Origin of the sequence: Pseudactinotalea sp. HY158, from assembly GCF_009660225.1 — a bacterium.
Classification (GTDB): Bacteria; Actinomycetota; Actinomycetes; order Actinomycetales; family Beutenbergiaceae; genus HY158.
In genome coordinates this window covers 853,433-871,179 of sequence record NZ_CP045920.1, presented here as the reverse complement: position 1 = coordinate 871,179, position 17,747 = coordinate 853,433, and the positions used below count along the sequence as shown (strand labels likewise).

Here is a 17,747-nt window from a genome sequence, read left to right as displayed (position 1 = left end):
CGAGTGAGAGCTGCACCACCATCAGCAAATGCTCTCAGAGAAGAGCGGACAGGCCGAGCTGCTGCTCACACGTTAAAGCGAAACTCGACCACGTCCCCGTCCACCATCACGTACTCCTTGCCCTCCATGCGCACCTGCCCGCGCGCCTTCGCCTCGGCCATCGACCCGGCCGCCATGAGGTCGTCGAAGGAGACGATCTCGGCCTTGATGAAACCACGCTCGAAGTCGGTGTGAATCACCCCGGCGGCCTGCGGCGCCTTCCACCCCTTGCCGATCGTCCAGGCACGGGCCTCCTTCGGCCCGGCGGTGAGATAGGTCTGCAGTCCGAGGGTGTCGAATCCGACGTGCGCGAGCTGACTCAGCCCGGACTCGGTCTGTCCCGACTCGGCGAGCATCTCGACCGCCTCCTCCTCTGACAGCTCCACGAGTTCCGCCTCGAACTTCGCGTCGAGGAAGATCGCGTCGGCCGGGGCGACCATGGCCCGCAGCCGGCCCTGCATCTCCGCGTCGGCGAGCCCGTCGTCGTCGGTGTTGAACACGTAGATCATCGGCTTGGCGGTCATGAGCCCGAACGAGCGCACGGCCTCCTCGTCCAGTCCCGGCACCGAGCTGATCGGCGTGCCGGCCTCGAGCGCTCCCTGGATCTCGCGGGCCGTCTCGAGCACGCCCGGCTCGACCTTCTTGCCGCGGACCTCCTTCTCGAGCCGCGGAATCGCCTTCTCGATCGTCTGCAGATCGGCGAGCGCGAGCTCGGTCAGGATCGTGTCGATGTCCGACTTCGGATCCACCTCGCCGTCGACGTGCACGACGTCCGGATCCGAGAACGCCCGGGTCACGAGGCAGATCGCGTCGGCCTCGCGGATGTTGGCGAGGAACTGATTCCCGAGCCCCTCCCCCTCGGAGGCGCCGCGCACGATTCCCGCGATGTCCACGAAGCTCACCGTCGCCGGGAGGATCTTCTCGCTGCCGAACACCGTCGCCAGCTCCGCGAGCCGCTCGTCCGGCAGCGGAACGACGCCCACGTTCGGCTCGATCGTCGCGAACGGGTAGTTCGCGGCGAGCACCGTGGCCCGCGTGAGTGCGTTGAACAGGGTCGACTTGCCCACGTTGGGAAGTCCTGCGATACCGATAGTCAGAGCCACGGGAGGAGAGTCTATCGGCTCGCCCCGGACCGTCCGCGTATGGACGACGCAGCTCGCCTCCCGTCACGACCGCACCGGTCCTCGTGGTCGTCCACGGCACACCGCACACCGGAGGACATCCGGCGGTGATCGCACAACCGGCCGAGCAGTGCGGCCCGGGCCCGCTGTCGGTGACACGGCCGGGACATCCCAGCCGGCTGCGTCCGATCACCCGGCCGGCTGCGCCCGAGCACGCGGGGCTGATGGACGTCGGCGGTTCGCCCACGATCGCGGTCGCCTCCAGCGGTCGGAGCCGGCCGGGCGACCCCCTGAGCCTCGGTCATCCGATCATGTAGACCATGCCGCGACCCTCCTGCGCCAGTCCGCTGACGAACGTGTGCGCACGCGTCAGAAACTGCATCACGTACGCGACCTCGGCATCGCTGTCGCGCTCACTGGCACCCATGCGCCACACCCACTCCTCCGCGATGTCGGCCACGAGGACCCTTGGAGCACAGGCGAGTGCCTCCAGGTCGAGGCTGATCGCCGGCATCTCGTCTGGGGTGAGTGTCCGCATCCAGGGAGTCCAGCCGAGATCATGCTCCGTCACCTCTCCCTCGAACATTCGAAAAGCCGGCCGGGCGGTGCCCCACACGCGATCGGGTGCGCTGAGTCGCTGGAGATGCCACCAGGCCTTGTCGAGGTAGAGCATGTCCCGCTCGGCCACCGCCTGCACGAACGTGGGGTGACCGATCCTTGCTCCCGGCTCCATCCCCCAGGCGTCCGCCAGCGGGTCGGCCGAGAGGAATCGGTGGGGGTCGGCCAGGGCCTGCTCGGTGTGTTCCGCCTCGAAGGCGTAAGCGTAATAACGAATACCCATGCACCGACGGTGGCGTGAATCCGGCTCCAGTCGACGCCCACGACCGGATCTGGGGATAACCCGGCCGGCGGATCCGCTCGTCCACAGGCGCTCGTCCGCGGCGCGCCCCCGCCCGGGCGATCCGCCGTCGCACCTCTGCCCGGCTCCGGCTCCCCGTGCCTCCCCGCCGATGTCGGCACCCGATGCTTGGCTGGTGACCATGGATGCGATGCACGTGATCATGTTGCTCATCGGGGTCACCCTCGGCGCGGCGCTCGGCTGGCTGCTCGCCCGCGCCCGTGGTGGTGGCCGGGCGGCCCGGCTGACCGCGGAGAACACGGCGCTGCTCGATCGCCTCGGCGCCGCGGACCGCCACCATGAGGCCCGGCTGGCGGAATTGAGCTACCAGTACGAGCAACGCCTGGACGACGCCCGGCGGCAGGCAGCGATCCAGGTGGCCGACGAGCGGGCCCGGGCCGCGGCGCGGCTCGACGAACTCCGGGACGACCAGCACCGGCTCAGCAGTGAGTTCGCGGCGCTGTCGGCGAAGGCGCTGGCGTCGAACAGCGAGTCCTTCCTCGCTCAGGCGGAGGAGCGATTCAAGCGTGCGGGGCAGGCGAGCGAGGCCGAACTGGCGAAGCGGGAGCAGGCGGTGCAGGCGCTCGTCGAGCCCCTGTCCAAGGCGCTCGGGGAGGTGAAGTCCGAGATGACCACGGCCGAGCGCGCCCGGTCGCAGGCCCACGGGGCCCTGGCGGAGCAGGTCAAGGCGATGCAGGCGTCCTCGGAGAAGCTGCGCGCGGAGACCTCCGACCTCGTCACCGCGCTGCGTGCCCCGCAGGTCCGGGGTCGCTGGGGCGAGATGCAGCTGCGCCGAGTGGTCGAGGCCGCGGGCATGCTCAACCACGTCGACTTCTCCGAGCAGCCCACGTATGCGGCGGATGCGAGCCACGACGGCGCCGTGCGCCCCGACCTCGTGGTGCACCTGCCCGGCGAGAAGCAGGTGGTCATCGACTCGAAGGTCGCGTTCAGCGGCTTCCTCGAGGCGATGGAGGCCTCCGACGAGGGCGTGCGCACGAAGCGGCTCGCCGCCCATGCCCGGCACATGCGCACCCACATCGACTCCCTCGCGGGCAAGGCCTACTGGGAGCGGCTCGAGGTCACCCCCGAGTTCGTGGTCATGTTCGTGCCGGCGGAGACCTTCCTCAACGCCGCCCTCGACACGGACCCGGCCCTCCTCGAGTACGCGTTCGAGAACAACGTCGTCATGGCCACCCCGGCGACGCTCGTGGCTCTGCTCCGCACAATCGCGTTCACATGGCGCCAGGATCGCCTCGCTGCCGACGCCCAGCAGATCTTCACGGTCGGGCGAGAGCTGCACAAGCGCCTCGGGGTCATGGGCTCGCACCTGCGCGACCTCGGCAATCGCCTCAACTCCTCGGTCGAGGCCTTCAATCGGCTCAACTCCTCGATCGACAGCCGGCTCGTGCCGCAATTGCGCCGATTCTCCGAGCTCCAGGGACTCGAGCCGAACCTCGACGTACCCGATCAGCTCGGGGTCCTCGCCGTGACCGCCTACAAGGAGGACGTCCACACCCCGTGATCCCGCGTGCCCGGGACCGCACCCGCAGCCACCACGGCGATCGAGATCGCGGGGCCGGATCGCGGCGATGTCGCGGGGATGTCCCCGGGATGCGGCAGGCTAGTGCCATGTCCGACCCCCAGCCCCCGACGCCCCGGGAGCGGCCCGCCACGGCCGCGAGCACGAGCGCGGAGTCTCCGTGGCCCGTGCGCCTGCTCAGCCTCAAGATGTCCGAGTACATCTCCCGGATGAGTCCCGTGTGGGTCGAGGGCCAGGTCGTCCAGCTCAACGCCCGCAACGCCTCCTCGCTCGCCTTCCTCACGTTGCGCGACACCGACGTGGACATGTCACTGTCGGTCACGATCCCCAAGCGCACGCTGCTCGCCATGCCGGCGCCCCCGGGCGAGGGCGACCACGTCGTCGTCCAGGCCAAGCCCGAACTGTGGGCGAAGCGCGGCTCGCTCTCCCTCGCGGCCCGGTCGATCCGTGCCGTCGGGCTCGGCGAGCTGCTCGCTCGCATCGAACAGCTGCGATCGGTCCTCGCCGCCGAGGGCCTCTTCGCCGCCGAGCGCAAGCGGCCGCTGCCGTTCCTGCCCGCACGGGTCGGGCTCGTATGCGGCCGGGCCGCGAAGGCCCAGGACGACGTGCTGGTCAACGCGCGGGCGCGCTGGCCCGAGGTGCTCTTCGAGATCCGGGAGGTCGCGGTCCAGGGCGGCAACTGCGTGCCGCAGGTGGTGGCGGCGATCGCCGAGCTCGACGCCGACCCCCGGGTCGACGTCATCATCGTCACGCGCGGCGGAGGATCCGTGGAGGACCTCCTGCCCTTCTCCAACGAGACCCTCGTGCGGGCCGCGGCCGCCGCCCACACCCCGATCGTCTCGGCGATCGGGCACGAGACGGACGCGCCCCTGCTCGACCTGGTGGCCGACGTGCGGGCCTCCACCCCGACGGCCGCGGCGAAACGGGTCGTGCCCGACGTCGCCGGGGAACGCGCCCACATCGCCGCGGCCCGGACCCGGATGTCCGCGCTCGTGCGGGCGCGGATCGAGCGCGAACAATCGCTCCTCACCTCGCTGCGGAGCCGGCCGGTGCTCACGACGCCGACCGTCGTCGTGGACCGCCACGCCGACGCGGTCGCCGACCTGCGCCGGCGACTGCGCGGGCGGCTCGAGCACCGGCTGGAGTCCGCCTCCCACCAGCTCGACGGCACCGTGGCCACGCTCCGGGCCCTGTCGCCCCAGTCCACGCTCGCCCGCGGATACGCGGTGCTGCACACTCACGCGGGCGAGGTCATCCGCGACCCGGCGCAGGTCGCGACCGGCGCGAGCGTCCATGCCCGGCTCGCCCGCGGACGTCTCGATCTCATCGTCGACGGCGCCGCGCCGGCCCGCCCCTCGGCGGCGCCCGAGCCGACCCCGCCACGGCGACCGGCCGCCGTCCACACGCCCCGACCCACGAGCGAAACGGAAGAGGAATGACCGAGCCCGAGACGAACCTGAGCTACGAAGAGGCCCGCGACGCCCTCATCGAGGTCGTGTCCAGGCTGGAGAGCGGCTCGCCCACCCTCGAGGAATCGCTCAGCCTGTGGGAGCGGGGTGAAGCGCTCGCCGATCTCTGCCAAAGTTGGCTCGAGGACGCCCGTGGCCGCCTCGCAGCCGCCGCCGGCCCGCTCGAGGCCGCCGAGTCCGGAGCAGACACATCGGCCGCCGATCCCTCGGCCGCAGAGAAGGAAGAACAGTCATGAAATACGCGCTGATCATCGGCGAGGCGCTCGTCGACGTGGTCGAACGCCCCGGGCAGACCCCGCAGGAGCACCCCGGCGGCTCGCCCGCGAACGTGGCCTACGGGCTCGCCCGGCTCGGCCGAGAGGTGGAGTTGGCCACGTGGATCGGCCAGGATCCCCGGGGGGCGGTCATCCGCACCCACCTGACCGTCGCCGGGGTGCGCCTCGTGCACGGCCACAACGGGGCGCTGCGCACCCCCACGTCGATCGCCCGCATCGGAGCGGACGGCTCGGCCCAATACGAATTCGACATCGAGTTCCAGGTGCCCGAGGTCCACCTCGACTCCGACGTCGCCGTGGTCCACACCGGCTCGATCGCGGCCACGACCGTGCCCGGGGCCGACGCGATCGCCGAGATCGTCGTGGCCGCACGGGAGTACTCCACCATCACGTACGACCCGAACTCCCGCCCGACCCTCATGGGCACTCCCGAGCAGGCGAGGGCGCGCATCGAGCCGCTCGTCGCCGCCGCCGACGTGGTCAAGGTCTCGGACGAGGACGTGCGCTGGCTCTACCCCGACACCGTGGAGGAGGACGTCGTGCGCCGCTGGGCACGTGAGGGTCGCGCCCTCGTCGTCCTCACCCGCGGCGGTGCCGGCGCGTTCGCGGCGACCTCCGCCGGCATCGAGGTGGAGGTCCCGGCCCCCACGGTCGACGTGGTCGACACGGTCGGCGCCGGCGACTCCTTCATGAGCGCCCTGATCGATGCGCTCTGGCGGGAGGACCTCCTCGGCGCCGCCAACCGTGAGCGCCTGCACTCGATCTCGGGCGCTACCCTCGAAGCGGCGATGGCCTGGTGCGTCTCCGCCGCGGCCATCACGGTCTCGCGGGCCGGGGCGAACCCACCCACCCGCGCCGAACTCACTGGAAACCCCGCCTGAGCCGGTCGTATCCGGCCGCACTCACGCACCGATACCGGAAGAAGACCTCCACATGAGCGATTCCACCACGACCACCTCCCCGCAGACCCCCGCGCAGGCCTGGGCCGCGCTCGTCGAGGGGAACCGGCGCTTCGTCGCCGGCGAGATGCGCCATCCCGGCCAGAACATGGCCCGGCGCAACGAGGTCTCGAAGGCCCAGCACCCGTTCGCGGTGCTGCTCGGCTGCTCGGACTCGCGCGTGGCATCGGAGCTCATCTTCGATCAGGGCCTGGGCGACCTGTTCGTGGTCCGCAACGCCGGGCACGTGCTCGACACGACCGTCATCGGCTCGGTCGAGTTCGGCGTGGACCTGCTCGACACGCCGCTCGTCGTGGTGCTCGGACACGAGAACTGCGGCGCCGTCGGCGCGGCCCGGGAGGCACTCCTGTCCGGGAACACCCCGAACGGGATGGTGCGGGCCATCGTCGACCGGGTCACGCCCTCGATCGTGACCCGGGCCCCGAGCCACGCGGTCGGCGGGACGGAGGCGCCCTCCCCCGCCGACGGCTTCGAGCTCGTTCTTCCCGATCCCGCCGAGATGGTCCGCGAGCACGTCCGCGAGACCGTGCACATGCTCGGTGCCTACTCCCAGATCCTGGCCCGGGCCGTCGAGTCCGGCACGTGCGCGATCGTGGGGGCGAAGTACTCACTCTCCGAAGGCAGGGTGGAGCTGGTCGAGGCGCTCGGCGACATCGGCTGATTTCGGCCGGCGCCGGCGGGCGACGTCCACGGTCCGAGACGGAATCGCCCGACCCGTGAGCGTCACGCCGAGGCGGGCTCCCGGGCCGCGGCCCGGGAGCACAATGGCCGCATGGCGACCCCTCGATCCGTTCCTCCCCTACCGCCCGCGCGGAGCGCGATCGTCATCGGAGCCGGGATCGTCGGGCTCTGCACCGCGCTGCACCTGCGCCGACTCGGCCTCGAGGTGACCGTGCTCGAGGCCGACGGCGTCGCGGCGGGCTCGTCATGGGGAAACGCGGGCTGGCTCACGCCCGATATCGCCACCCCGCTGCCGGAGCCGTCGGTCCTCGCCGGCGGCGTCCGCGCCCTGGTCTCCCCGTCCGCGCCGCTGTACGTGCCGCTGCGGGCCGATCCGCGGCTCGTCCGCTTCCTCACCGGCTTCCTGCGCCACTGCACGCCGTCCCGATGGCGCCGCGGGATGGCGGCGCTCATGCCGGTGAACGAGCGGGCCCTCGACGCCTACGCCGAGCTCGCGACTCTCGGCGTGGCCGAGCCGACCCGGGCGGGCGATCCGTTCATCGCCGCGTTCGCGCGCGCCGGTCAGGAGCGCGACCTGCTCGCCGAGTTCGCCCAGATCCGTTCGATGGGCCTGGCCGTGGAGGTGGAGACCATCTCCGGCCGGGCGGCCCGGGAGCTGGCACCGGCCCTCTCGCCGAGGATCGCCACCGCCGTGATCCTCCACGGCACCCGGTTCCTCCACCCCCCGAACTACCTGGCGGCGCTCGGCGAGGCGTGTGTGCGCGCGGGAGTCGAGGTGCGCACGGGGGCAACGGTCTCGGCCCTCGACGGCGGCACCCCGACCAGGGGCGTCGACGTGCGCTGGCACCCGACACCGGCGGGCGGCCGGCGCCGGGCCCGCGCGGGCGAGAGCCACCGCGCGGATCTCGCCGTCGTCGCCGCCGGGGTGCATTCGGGAGCCCTGCTGCGCCCGCACGGGGTGCGCCGCCTCGTCCAGGCGGGCCGCGGCTACTCCTTCACCGTGCCGGTCGACCCGATGCCGACGATGCCGCTGTACTTCCACGCCGCACGGGTCGCCTGCACGCCCCTGGGAGACCGGTACCGGATCGCCGGGATGATGGAGTTCCGCCGCCCGGGCGATCCGCTCGATCCGCGCCGGATCGACGCGATCGTCTCCGCGACCGAGCCGTTGCTCGCCGGCGCGGACTTCACCGACCGGCGGCACGAATGGGTCGGCTCGCGGCCGTGCACGACCGACGGGCTGCCCCTCGTCGGGCCGACGCGCTCCCCCCGCGTCATCGCCGCCACGGGGCACGGCATGTGGGGCATGACCCAGGGGCCGATCACGGGTGCGCTCATCGCCGCCTACGTCCGCACCCGCCGCCTGCCCGACCTGCTGCGTCCGTTCGATCCCCTCCGTTGACCCGGTCTTGCCGGCCCACTCACCCGAGGACGACGAGGGCGATCGCGATCGCGTGGCAGCCGTAGCCGATCACCGTGCCGGAGTGGAAGATCTCGTGGAACCCGAACCAGCGCGGGCTCGGATCGGGCCGCTTGAGCCCGTACACGAGCGCCCCGGCGGTGTAGCCGAGGCCGCCGGCCATGACGAGCCACGCCACGGCGGCCCCGCCGCTGCTCCAGAACGAGGGGATGAATCCGACCGCCACCCAGCCGAGCGCCAGATAGATCGGCACGTAGAGCCACCGGGGCGCGCCGAGCCAGAACACCCGCATGGCGATGCCGAGCACCGCCCCGATCCACACGATGAGCAGGAGGGTCCTGGCGACGCCGCCCGGCAGGAGCAGCACCGCCAGCGGGGTGTAGGTGCCCGCGATGACGAGGAAGATGTTCGCGTGGTCGAGGCGGCGCAGGATCGCCTGGACGTGCGGTGACCACGTGCCACGGTGGTAGATCGCGCTCGTGCCGAACAGCAGCACGGTCGCGGACCCGAAGACCGCCGCGGTGAGCCGGGGGGCGCCCGCCGGGGCGAGGGCGACGAGGACGACGGCGAAGGCGAACGCAAGGGGAGCGATGACCGCGTGGATCCAGCCACGCAGCTTCGGCTTGCTCTCCGCGGCATCCCTGGTATCCCGGGCATCCCCGATATCACTGGTATCCCTGATATCCCCGATATCCCCACGAGCACCGGCGCTCGCACCGCCTGCAGCGCGCGCACCGGCGGCACCGGCAGCACGGACGACACCGGCGGCACCGACTGGATGCGTGCCGCCGGGGCGGTCGCGTTCGGGGTGGGCTGGGGTCATGAGGGTGCCTCTCGAGTGGCCGGGCGACGTCCTGGCCCACAGTAACCTACGGGACCGTAACTTACGAGAGCGTAGGTTCATTTTCACACGATCTCCCGGTCCTGCGCGGTACCGTGGATCGTCGGTTGCGCCCGCGGCGCGGCCCGATGCCGGTCCGCGAACGACGCAGCCCGGCGCCCTGCCGTGAGCGAGAAGGGACCCCGAGGCGCGTGCGACGATTCAGCCCTCTCTACCGCCTGTACGAGCGCCGCCTCGCGGCCAAGCTCGAGGGACGCCCACTGCCCCAGCACGTCGGCGTGATCCTCGACGGCAACCGGCGCTGGGCGCGGATGGCCGGGCTCGAGATCGTCCAGGGGCACCAGGCGGGAGCGGACCGGATCGCCGACCTGGTGCGCTGGTGCGAGGAACTGGGCATCAACGTCGTCACGTTGTGGATGCTCTCGACCGACAACCTCGACCGCGACGAGCAGGAGGTGCAGGATCTGCTCGAGATCATCGCCTCGGTCGTGAGCGCGCTCGCCCGCACCCGCCGGTGGCGCCTGCAGATGGTCGGTGAACTCGACCTGCTCCCGCCCGAGACCGCCGAGCGCCTGCGCGCTGCGGAGGACCTGACGCGCGACATCGACGGCGTGCACATCAACATCGCCGTCGGCTACGGCGGCCGTCACGAGATCGTCGGGGCCGTGCGCGAGCTCGTGGCCGAGAGCATCGCCGACGGCGCGGGCACCGAGGAGTTGATCGAGGCGATCACCGTGGAGAACGTCGCCCGCCACCTGTACACGAAGGGCCAGCCCGATCCGGACCTGCTCATCCGCACGTCCGGGGAGCAGCGGCTCGGGGGCTTCCTGCTGTGGCAGAGCGCGCACAGCGAGTTCCACTTCGCCGAGGCGTTCTGGCCGGACTTCCGGCGCGTCGACTTCCTCCGGGCACTGCGCTCCTTCTCCGAGCGGGAACGCCGCCTGGGCCAGTAGGCCGCGCCGGGGCGAAAGCGCCCGTGGCCCGACCCGGTTCCCGCGTACATTGGCCGTACCGGCTGGGAGGCGACGATGACGGCGATACCCCGCAGCACCTTCGTGCTCGACACCTCGGTCCTGCTCTCGGATCCACGGGCGCTCTTCCGCTTCGCCGAGCATCACGTGGTGGTGCCGGTCGTGGTCGTGACCGAGCTCGAGGGCAAGCGGCACCATCCCGAGCTCGGCTACTTCGCCCGGGCCGCGTTGCGGCACCTGGAGGAGCTGCGGCTGCGGCACGGGCGCCTCGACGAGCCCGTGCCGCTCGCGGGCGGCGCCACGCTCCGGGTCGAACTCAACCACTCCGGCGCCGGCGTGCTGCCCGACGGGCTGCGCCTCGACGACAACGACACCCGCATCCTCGCGGTCGCCGCGAACCTGCGCAGAGGCGGCGCTCACGTCGTGCTCGTGTCCAAGGACCTGCCGATGCGCATCAAGGCCGCCATCGCGGGGATCGACGCCGAGGAGTATCGCGCCGAGCTGGCCGTCGATTCCGGCTGGACGGGCATGATCGCCCTGACCGTGACGGCCGAGCAGCAGGCCCGGCTCTGGGAGGACGGCGGGCTCGACCTGGCGGAGACGCTCGGGGCCGCACGCGATTTCGCCCCCGACGCCGGCGCGGAACTGCCCGACCCGATGCCGTGCCACACCGGGGTCGTGCTCCAGTCCGCGCGGGGAGGCGCGCTCGCGCGGGTGGGCACGGACGGCCGGCTCCGGCTCGTGCGGGGCGACCGGGAGATCTTCGGGCTGCACGGCCGCAGCGCCGAACAGCGGGTCGCCATCGATCTGCTCCTCGACGAGACCATCGGCATCGTCTCCCTCGGCGGGCGGGCGGGCACGGGCAAGTCGGCGCTCGCGCTCACCGCGGGCCTCGAGGCGGTGCTCGAGCACAACCGGCACCGCAGGATCATGGTCTTCCGGCCCCTGTATCCCGTGGGCGGCCAGGAACTCGGCTACCTCCCGGGCGCCGAGGAGGAGAAGATGAACCCGTGGGCGCAGGCGGTCTTCGACACGCTCGGGTCGATCGTCTCCCAGAACGTCGTCGACGAGGTGATCGACCGGGGGATGCTCGAGGTCCTCCCGCTCTCCCACATCCGCGGCCGCTCGCTCCACGACGCGTTCGTGATCGTCGACGAGGCCCAGTCGCTCGAGCGCAACGTGCTGCTCACCGTGCTCTCCCGCATCGGCAAGAACTCACGGGTCGTCCTCACCCACGACGTGGGCCAGCGCGACAACCTGCGCGTGGGCCGCCACGACGGCGTCGCCGTGGTGATCGAGAAGCTCAAGGGTCACCCGCTCTTCGCGCACGTGACCCTCACCCGCTCGGAACGCTCGGAGATCGCGGCGCTCGTGACCGACCTGCTCGAGGACGGCGACCTCTGACCGGGCCTGAGCGCTAGTCCTTCGGCCCGGTCGCCGTCGGGCCCGTCGCGCGCGGCCCGTCACCGCCCGCGGGCGAGCCGTCCGGATCGACCGGTGGGACGTCGTCCCCGCCCTCACCTTCGCGCGCGAGCTCTGCCCGCGCCTCGTCCTCGGCCTTGCGCAGCTGGATCTTGCGCATGTGCCGATTCATGCTGAGCATGAGGAAGACGAAGGCGACCGCGAGCACCATGAAGGCGATGAACGCGCCGATGCCGGGCGAGACCTCGATCGCCGTCTCCGCGCCGGTCATCGGTCGGACTCCGCAGCGCGAAGGCCGGCGAACAGGTCGTCCTCGGGCAGGGTCACGGGCACGGTCGAGTGGGCCAGCTCCCACTCCTCGAACGGCCAGACCTCCCGCTCGATGTCCCGCGGCACGGCGAAGAAGAAGCCCTCGGGGTCGATCTGGGTGGCGTGGGCGCGCAGGGCATCGTCACGCTGGCCGAAGAAGTCGGCGCACGCGACCCGGGTGGTCACCTCCCGGCGAGGCAGCGAATCGCGGCGCTGCAGCCAGTCCTCGAACGGGGAGGAGAGCCCCCGATCGGACAGGGCGTCGTGGATCGCGCGGATCCGTTCCGCCGAGAACCCGTTGTCGTAGTACACCTTGCTCACCTGCCAGGCCTCCCCGGCGTCGGGGAACTCCTCGGGATCGGCGGCGGCCCGCACGGCCGCGACCGAGACCTCGTGGCAGCGGATGTGATCCGGGTGGGGGTAGCCGCCGTGCTCGTTGTAGGTGAGGAGCACCTGCGGGCGGAAGGCGCGGATCTCCGCCACGAGTCGCTCCGTCGCCTCCGCGAGCGGCACGAGCGCGAAGCTCTCCGGCGGCAGGGGCGGCAGCGGGTCGCCCTCGGGCAGCCCGGAGTCCACGAAGCCGAGCCAGCGGTGACTCACCCCGAGGGCCGCGGCGGCGGTGGCCATCTCCTCGCGGCGGATGCGGGTGAGATTCGCCAGCACGTTCCCGTCGTCGACCAGGCGCGGGTTGAGGATGTCGCCGCGCTCGCCGCCCGTGCACGTGACCACCCGGACCGCGATCCCCTCGCGGGCGTAGCGGGCCATCGTGGCCGCCCCCTTGCTCGCTTCGTCGTCAGGGTGGGCGTGTACTGCCATCATGCGCAGTGCCGCTTCAGCCACAGGGCCTCCAGAGAAAAGGTGGGACACTAGGGTACGTCGACATTCGAGCCTCGATCATCCCACTCATTGTTCCATCGACCCCTCCCCGAAGGATCCGCCGGTGCCCACCCCCGCCGACCATTCCGCCCCCGCGCTCCAGGATCGCTACGGAGCCCCCAGGCAGACGCATCGGACCACGGTTCGGATCGCCTGGGCGGCCGGTATCGTCGGCGCGCTCGTCATGGCCTGGATCATGTGGGGTGCGTTCCGGCCGACCGTGCACAATCAGCTCGTGGGCTTCGACGTGTCCGATCCCGCGCTCACGAGCGTGACCTTCAACGTGATCAAGCCCGCCGACCGCAGCGCGCGCTGCACGGTCGAGGCGCTCAACACCGGATTCGCGCAGGTCGGGGTGCTCCAGGTCGAGGTCGGCCCGGCGCAGGAGGACCTCGTGACCCTGCACCGGGAGGTCCGCACGAGCGAGCCGGCCACGACCGCGATCATCAGCTCGTGCGAGCTGATCGACTGATCCCCGCCCCGGGCGACTCCCCCGTCACCTTGCCGGTCGCCCCATCGGCGAGACGAAGCCGGGCACTCCCGCCCGCTGCACACACGCGCGCGGCGCCGGCCACTACGCATCCGCACGGCATCGTTGCTATTCTTGGAATTTACCCCCACCGCCCCGGCGCAGGGGATGCAGCGGCGGCAGCCGGGAGCGGTGAGACGCTCCCGCGTGTCCATGGCTGCACGCGCAGCCGGGAACCAAGCGATAGATGAAGGAGGCGTCATGTCCGAATCCACCACCTGGCTCACCCAGGAGGCCTTCGACCGGCTCAAGGGCGAATACGACCACCTCACGGGCGACGGTCGGACGGAGATCGCCGACAAGATCGAGGCCGCCCGCGAGGAAGGCGACCTCAAGGAGAACGGCGGATACCACGCCGCCCGCGAGGAACAGGGCCGCCAGGAGGCGCGCATCCGGCAGCTGGAGCAGATCCTGCGCCACGCCGAGGTCGGCGAGGCTCCCCCGGACGACGGCATCGTCGAGTCCGGCATGGTCGTGCACGCGACCGTCGGGGGCGAGAAGATGACTTTCCTGCTCGGTTCCCGCGAGGTCGCCGGCGACACGACCGACCTGGACGTCTACTCCGCCTCCTCCCCCCTGGGCAAGGCGATCGTGGGCCGGGCCACCGGCGACACGGTCGTGTACCAGACCCCGACCGGCCGGTCGATGACGGTCGAGATCGGGAAGGTCAAGCCGTTCCGTGAGTGACCCTGCTCCGAGCTGAGCACGCCGGCCGCCCGAGACGGCGGCACTGCGGCGCGACGGCCCCCCGGCGATCGCCGGGGGGCCGTCGTCGTTCGGCCGGGCGAACCCGGTGGACCCGGCTCAGGCGCTCCCGCGCGTGACCCGCCATCGCCGGGTCATCTCCGCGACGACCTCCCGCCGCGAGGGCGGCAGCGGATCGCGGCCGTGGAGGTAGTTGAGGGCCGTGTTGACGACGGCGACGATCGGGACCGCGAAGAGCGCGCCGACGATCCCGCCGACGAGGGTGCCCGTGGCGACCGCGAGCAGCACCCCGACCGGGTGAAGGCTCAGGGCCCGGCTCATGAGCATCGGCTGCAGCAGGTTCGACTCGGCCTGCTGCACCCCGAGCACGATCGCGAGCATGACGAGGGCGGTGCCGAATCCCTGGTCGACGAGCGCCACGAGCACGGCGATCGCGCCGGTGAGGATCGCACCGACGATCGGGATGAACGAGCCGAGGAAGACGAGCACCGCGAGCGGCAGGGCGAGCGGTACCCCGAGGATCGCCGCCCCGATCCCGATGCCGAGCGCGTCCACGAAGGCGACCATGATCTGGGTGCGGGTGTACGAGGCGAGGCTGCCCCAGGAACGCAACGCGGCGCCGTCCACACGCTCGCGCGCGTTCCGCGGGAACAGGCCGACGACCCACATCCAGATCCCGCGCCCGTCCTTGAGGAAGAAGAACAGGCAGAACAGCGCGATGAGCGCGCCCGCCGCCACGTGTCCGACCGAGCTCGTGACCGACAGCGCGCCGGAGAGGATCTTGTCGGCGTTGCTGCTCAGCTGACTGCCCAGCTGGTCGACCCAGGCGTTGATCTGGTCCTCGTCGAGGCCGAGCGGCCCCTCGCTCAGCCACCGCAGGGCCTCGTGGAAGCCGTCGAAGGCCTTCGCCCCCAGTTGCCCCATGCCGGTGGCGATCGACGCCCCGGCCAGCGTGATCAGGCCGCCGGCGACGGCGAGGGCCGCGACCATCGCCGTGAGCGAGGCGAGGGCCTGGGGGAAGCGGAGCCGGTCGGAGAGGAAGCGCACGACCGGCAGCAGCAGGGCCGCGACCAGCGCCGCGACCATGACGGGCACCACGACGGTCTTGAGCTGGACCGCGAAGTACACCAGCAGCGCCGCGGCCGCGACGATCACGATGAACCGCCACGACCAGGACGCGCTCGCCCGCACGGCCCGAGGCACCGGCCCGGCGGCCCGCGGCGGATCCGGGCGCAGCTCGACGTCGGTGACGAGCGACTCCGGCGGCACCTCCCCCACCGGGTCCTCGGGCTCGGGCTCGATCCGCGTGGTCACTGTCCTGCTCCGGGCCGTGAGATCGTCATCGGCCCGCTGGGGGTTCCCGTCGGGGGGCGAGGTCATAGCGGTGAGTCTATGTGGGTTCGACGCCGATCCGCGCTATGGAGCGGCGGGGCGCGGCGGGCGTGGCGCGGGAAGAAACCCGGGTGCCGTCCTGTTGTGACCGATGACCGACCCACGGAGGAATGCCATGTTCGCCACCCGCGCCACCCGACTCGTCAGTCCTTCGGACGCCCTCCCGGGGCGCGCGGAGGCCGCGTTCCCCGTGCCACGGGCAAATATCGTCCTGGGGACGCCGCTGCTCGGCCCGTGGCCGGAGGGCACGCGGACCGTCGTGCTCGCCATGGGCTGCTTCTGGGGAGCCGAGCGCATCTTCTGGCGCCTGGACGGCGTCGTGGGAACGGCGGTCGGCTATGCGGGCGGGCACACGCCGAACCCGACCTACGAGGAGGTCTGCACCGGCCGCACCGGGCACACCGAGGCGGTGCTCGTCGCCTACGATCCGGCGCGGGTGGGCCTCGAACGGATCCTGCGGGAGTTCTGGGAGAACCACGACCCCACGCAGGGATTCCGGCAGGGCAACGACCGGGGCACGCAGTACCGATCGGCGATCTACTGGAGTGGGGCGGGAGACGAGGAACTCGTGCGCGCGAGCCGCGAGGCGTTCAACGCCGTGGTGCGCGAGCACGGCCACCCCGACATCACCACGGAGTTGCGCCCGGCCGCGGACGCGGGCCCGTTCTATCCGGCCGAGGGGTATCACCAGCAGTACCTGGAGAAGAACCCGAACGGCTACTGCAACCACGGTCCGAACGGCATGACCTGCCCGGTCGGGATCCTGCGCCAGGACGAGCTGCCGGCCCAGCGCGACGTGCGCCCGCCCGCGGGCGCGTAGGGGGTCCGGCGCACCTCGGCGCGCCTCGGCTCAGTGGGAGCCGAGGATGTCGACGACGAACACGAGGGTGTCGTCGCCGCCGATGCCGGCCCGCGGCGCGCCGCCGGGACCGTAGCCGTCGTGCGGCGGGATGCTCAGCAGCAGCCGCGAGCCGATCGCGCGGCCCACGAGGCCGGCGTCCCACCCGTGGATGACGACGCCCATGCCGATCGGGAACTCGATCGAGGAGCCCCGGTCGTAGGAGTTGTCGAAGACCCGCCCGCCCCAGATCTGGCCGAAGTAGTTCACCTCGATGGTCTGGCCCGACTCGACCGTGAGGCCGGAGCCGGCGGTGAGCACCTCGACCACGAGCTCCTCGGGCGGCGCGGCTGCGGGGAAGGTCAGTTCGGGCTTGTCGCCGAAGTCGCCGGTGGCGCTGGGCAGGGTGGGCGTGGACTCGCTCATGGTCATCCTCCGGGTCGGGGCGCTACTCGAGCACACTCTAGAGGAGAGCGGCCCGGGACATGGGACGACCGGCGCCGTTCGGGAACGGCGCCGGCCGAAGACGCGCGGGCTTGAGCCCCACCGCGTCAGCCTGTGTCGGGAGGAGCCTCGGGCGCGTCAGTTGCGGTTGAGGATCGCGAGCAGCCGCAGGAACTCGAGGTAGAGCCAGACGAGGGTGACGGTCAGGCCGAACGCCGCGGACCAGGCGTACTTGCGGTCGACCCCGTTGCGCACGCCGCGCTCGATCTGGTCGAAGTCCATGATGAGGTTCATCGACGCGAGCACCACGGCGATCGCACCGATGAGCAGCCCCATGAGGCCGCTGCGCAGCCCCCACGGGCCGAACGCGCCGGGGGCGAAGACCATGACGCCGAGGTTGATCATGCAGAAGGCGGCGTACGCGATGGTGGCGTAGACGGCGATCTTGGCGAACTTGCCGGTGACCTTGACGATCCGGGTCTTGAAGAGCACGAAGCAGACGGCGAACGTGATGAACGTGGCGATGATCGCCTGCATCACGATGCCCTCCCAGTTCGCGGCGTAGACCCGCGAGATGAGACCGAGGAACACCCCCTCCGCCACCGCGTAGCCCATGATGAGCGCCGGTGAGGGCTCCTTCTTGAAGGCGTTGACCAGGCCGAGCACGAGCCCGAGGATGAGGCCACCCCACAGCACGGGCATCGCCATGGACGCCGGCACGAGCTGCCACGAGGCGATCGCCGCGAGCACCACGGTGCCGATCACGAGCGCGGACTTGACGATCACGTCGTCGATGGTCATCCGGCCGGTCTGGCGCGCGGTCGCGGCCGGGCCGTAGAACGACTGCTGGACCTGGCCGAACTGCTGGTCCTGGCCGATGGTGCCGACCTGCTGTTGGGCGTACGGCGACTCCCCGATCGGGTAGTTCGGGGTGGACTTGCCGAAGTTCGCGTTGGACGTGAAATAGGGGTTGGCCATCGAGGTCTCCTCCTGGTCGTGTGCCGGGGCCATCTTATGT

19 protein-coding genes are annotated in these 17,747 nt (G+C 71.5%); 11 read left to right on the top strand and 8 right to left on the bottom strand.

What is annotated here, in order from left to right; genetic code table 11:
• Positions 1-65: 65 nt before the first annotated feature.
• Positions 66-1,142, bottom strand: coding sequence for a redox-regulated ATPase YchF (gene ychF, locus GCE65_RS03835; protein ID WP_153877438.1), 1,077 nt, complete (start codon positions 1,140-1,142; stop codon positions 66-68).
• A gap of 319 nt (positions 1,143-1,461) precedes the next feature.
• Positions 1,462-2,001 (bottom strand): DUF1877 domain-containing protein, encoded by a 540-nt coding sequence (locus GCE65_RS03830; RefSeq protein ID WP_153877437.1) that lies wholly within the window; start codon positions 1,999-2,001, stop codon positions 1,462-1,464.
• 199 nt (positions 2,002-2,200) lie between these two features.
• Here GCE65_RS03830 and rmuC point away from each other — a divergent pair, with 199 nt between their 5' ends.
• From rmuC to GCE65_RS03800, 6 genes are all read left to right on the top strand, one after another.
• On the top strand, positions 2,201-3,580 hold the full coding sequence (rmuC, locus tag GCE65_RS03825) for a DNA recombination protein RmuC (RefSeq protein ID WP_228760181.1): 1,380 nt from the start codon (positions 2,201-2,203) through the stop codon (positions 3,578-3,580).
• A 107-nt stretch (positions 3,581-3,687) separates the two neighbouring features.
• Positions 3,688-5,037, top strand: coding sequence for an exodeoxyribonuclease VII large subunit (xseA, locus tag GCE65_RS03820; RefSeq protein ID WP_153877435.1), 1,350 nt, complete (start codon positions 3,688-3,690; stop codon positions 5,035-5,037).
• Entirely contained in the window at positions 5,034-5,303 is a 270-nt protein-coding gene (locus GCE65_RS03815) for an exodeoxyribonuclease VII small subunit (protein ID WP_152817517.1), read from the top strand. Before xseA ends, GCE65_RS03815 begins: the two co-directional genes overlap by 4 nt.
• The gene (locus tag GCE65_RS03810; protein ID WP_152817516.1) at positions 5,300-6,223 is read left to right on the top strand and encodes a carbohydrate kinase; all 924 of its coding nucleotides are present in this window, start codon (positions 5,300-5,302) and stop codon (positions 6,221-6,223) included. Before GCE65_RS03815 ends, GCE65_RS03810 begins: the two co-directional genes overlap by 4 nt.
• Before the next feature lie 52 nt (positions 6,224-6,275).
• Positions 6,276-6,962 carry a carbonic anhydrase gene (locus tag GCE65_RS03805; RefSeq protein ID WP_152817515.1) on the top strand — a complete coding sequence of 229 codons (687 nt, stop codon included), beginning with the start codon at positions 6,276-6,278 and terminating at the stop codon, positions 6,960-6,962.
• Between the two features lie 111 nt (positions 6,963-7,073).
• The gene (locus tag GCE65_RS03800) at positions 7,074-8,384 is read left to right on the top strand and encodes an FAD-binding oxidoreductase (protein WP_153877434.1); all 1,311 of its coding nucleotides are present in this window, start codon (positions 7,074-7,076) and stop codon (positions 8,382-8,384) included.
• 19 nt (positions 8,385-8,403) lie between these two features.
• On the opposite strand, the gene GCE65_RS03795 is transcribed toward GCE65_RS03800, so the two are convergent.
• A complete protein-coding gene (locus GCE65_RS03795) occupies positions 8,404-9,225 on the bottom strand; it encodes a hemolysin III family protein (RefSeq protein ID WP_228760102.1) in 822 nt (273 codons plus the stop codon).
• A 209-nt stretch (positions 9,226-9,434) separates the two neighbouring features.
• Here GCE65_RS03795 and GCE65_RS03790 point away from each other — a divergent pair, with 209 nt between their 5' ends.
• Together GCE65_RS03790 and GCE65_RS03785 are read left to right on the top strand one after the other, a co-directional pair.
• Positions 9,435-10,196, top strand: a complete 762-nt coding sequence (locus GCE65_RS03790; protein WP_305071547.1) for an isoprenyl transferase — start codon at positions 9,435-9,437, stop codon at positions 10,194-10,196.
• Positions 10,197-10,271: 75 nt separating this feature from the next.
• Positions 10,272-11,618, top strand: coding sequence for a PhoH family protein (locus GCE65_RS03785; RefSeq protein ID WP_152817512.1), 1,347 nt, complete (start codon positions 10,272-10,274; stop codon positions 11,616-11,618).
• A 13-nt stretch (positions 11,619-11,631) separates the two neighbouring features.
• Here the strand turns inward: GCE65_RS03785 and GCE65_RS03780 are convergent, their stop codons facing one another.
• Positions 11,632-11,907, bottom strand: a complete 276-nt coding sequence (locus GCE65_RS03780) for a hypothetical protein (RefSeq protein WP_152817511.1) — start codon at positions 11,905-11,907, stop codon at positions 11,632-11,634.
• A complete protein-coding gene (gene mca, locus GCE65_RS03775) occupies positions 11,904-12,785 on the bottom strand; it encodes a mycothiol conjugate amidase Mca (RefSeq protein WP_228760101.1) in 882 nt (293 codons plus the stop codon). The genes GCE65_RS03780 and mca overlap by 4 nt, the downstream gene beginning before the upstream one ends.
• A 100-nt stretch (positions 12,786-12,885) precedes the next feature.
• Between mca and GCE65_RS03770 the strand changes: the two genes are divergently transcribed.
• The gene (locus GCE65_RS03770) at positions 12,886-13,293 is read left to right on the top strand and encodes a DUF4307 domain-containing protein (protein WP_194164880.1); all 408 of its coding nucleotides are present in this window, start codon (positions 12,886-12,888) and stop codon (positions 13,291-13,293) included.
• A gap of 258 nt (positions 13,294-13,551) precedes the next feature.
• The gene (greA, locus tag GCE65_RS03765) at positions 13,552-14,037 is read left to right on the top strand and encodes a transcription elongation factor GreA (RefSeq protein ID WP_152817508.1); all 486 of its coding nucleotides are present in this window, start codon (positions 13,552-13,554) and stop codon (positions 14,035-14,037) included.
• Positions 14,038-14,154: 117 nt separating this feature from the next.
• On the opposite strand, the gene GCE65_RS03760 is transcribed toward greA, so the two are convergent.
• Entirely contained in the window at positions 14,155-15,435 is a 1,281-nt protein-coding gene (locus tag GCE65_RS03760; protein WP_153877433.1) for an AI-2E family transporter, read from the bottom strand.
• Positions 15,436-15,562: 127 nt separating this feature from the next.
• On the opposite strand from GCE65_RS03760, the gene msrA reads away from it, so the two are divergent.
• Positions 15,563-16,267, top strand: coding sequence for a peptide-methionine (S)-S-oxide reductase MsrA (msrA, locus tag GCE65_RS03755; protein WP_152817506.1), 705 nt, complete (start codon positions 15,563-15,565; stop codon positions 16,265-16,267).
• Positions 16,268-16,297: 30 nt separating this feature from the next.
• Here the strand turns inward: msrA and GCE65_RS03750 are convergent, their stop codons facing one another.
• Both GCE65_RS03750 and GCE65_RS03745 read right to left on the bottom strand, forming a co-directional pair.
• Positions 16,298-16,711, bottom strand: coding sequence for an FKBP-type peptidyl-prolyl cis-trans isomerase (locus GCE65_RS03750; RefSeq protein WP_153877432.1), 414 nt, complete (start codon positions 16,709-16,711; stop codon positions 16,298-16,300).
• 156 nt (positions 16,712-16,867) lie between these two features.
• On the bottom strand, positions 16,868-17,740 hold the full coding sequence (locus GCE65_RS03745; protein WP_227992872.1) for a Bax inhibitor-1/YccA family protein: 873 nt from the start codon (positions 17,738-17,740) through the stop codon (positions 16,868-16,870).
• Positions 17,741-17,747: the final 7 nt, after the last annotated feature.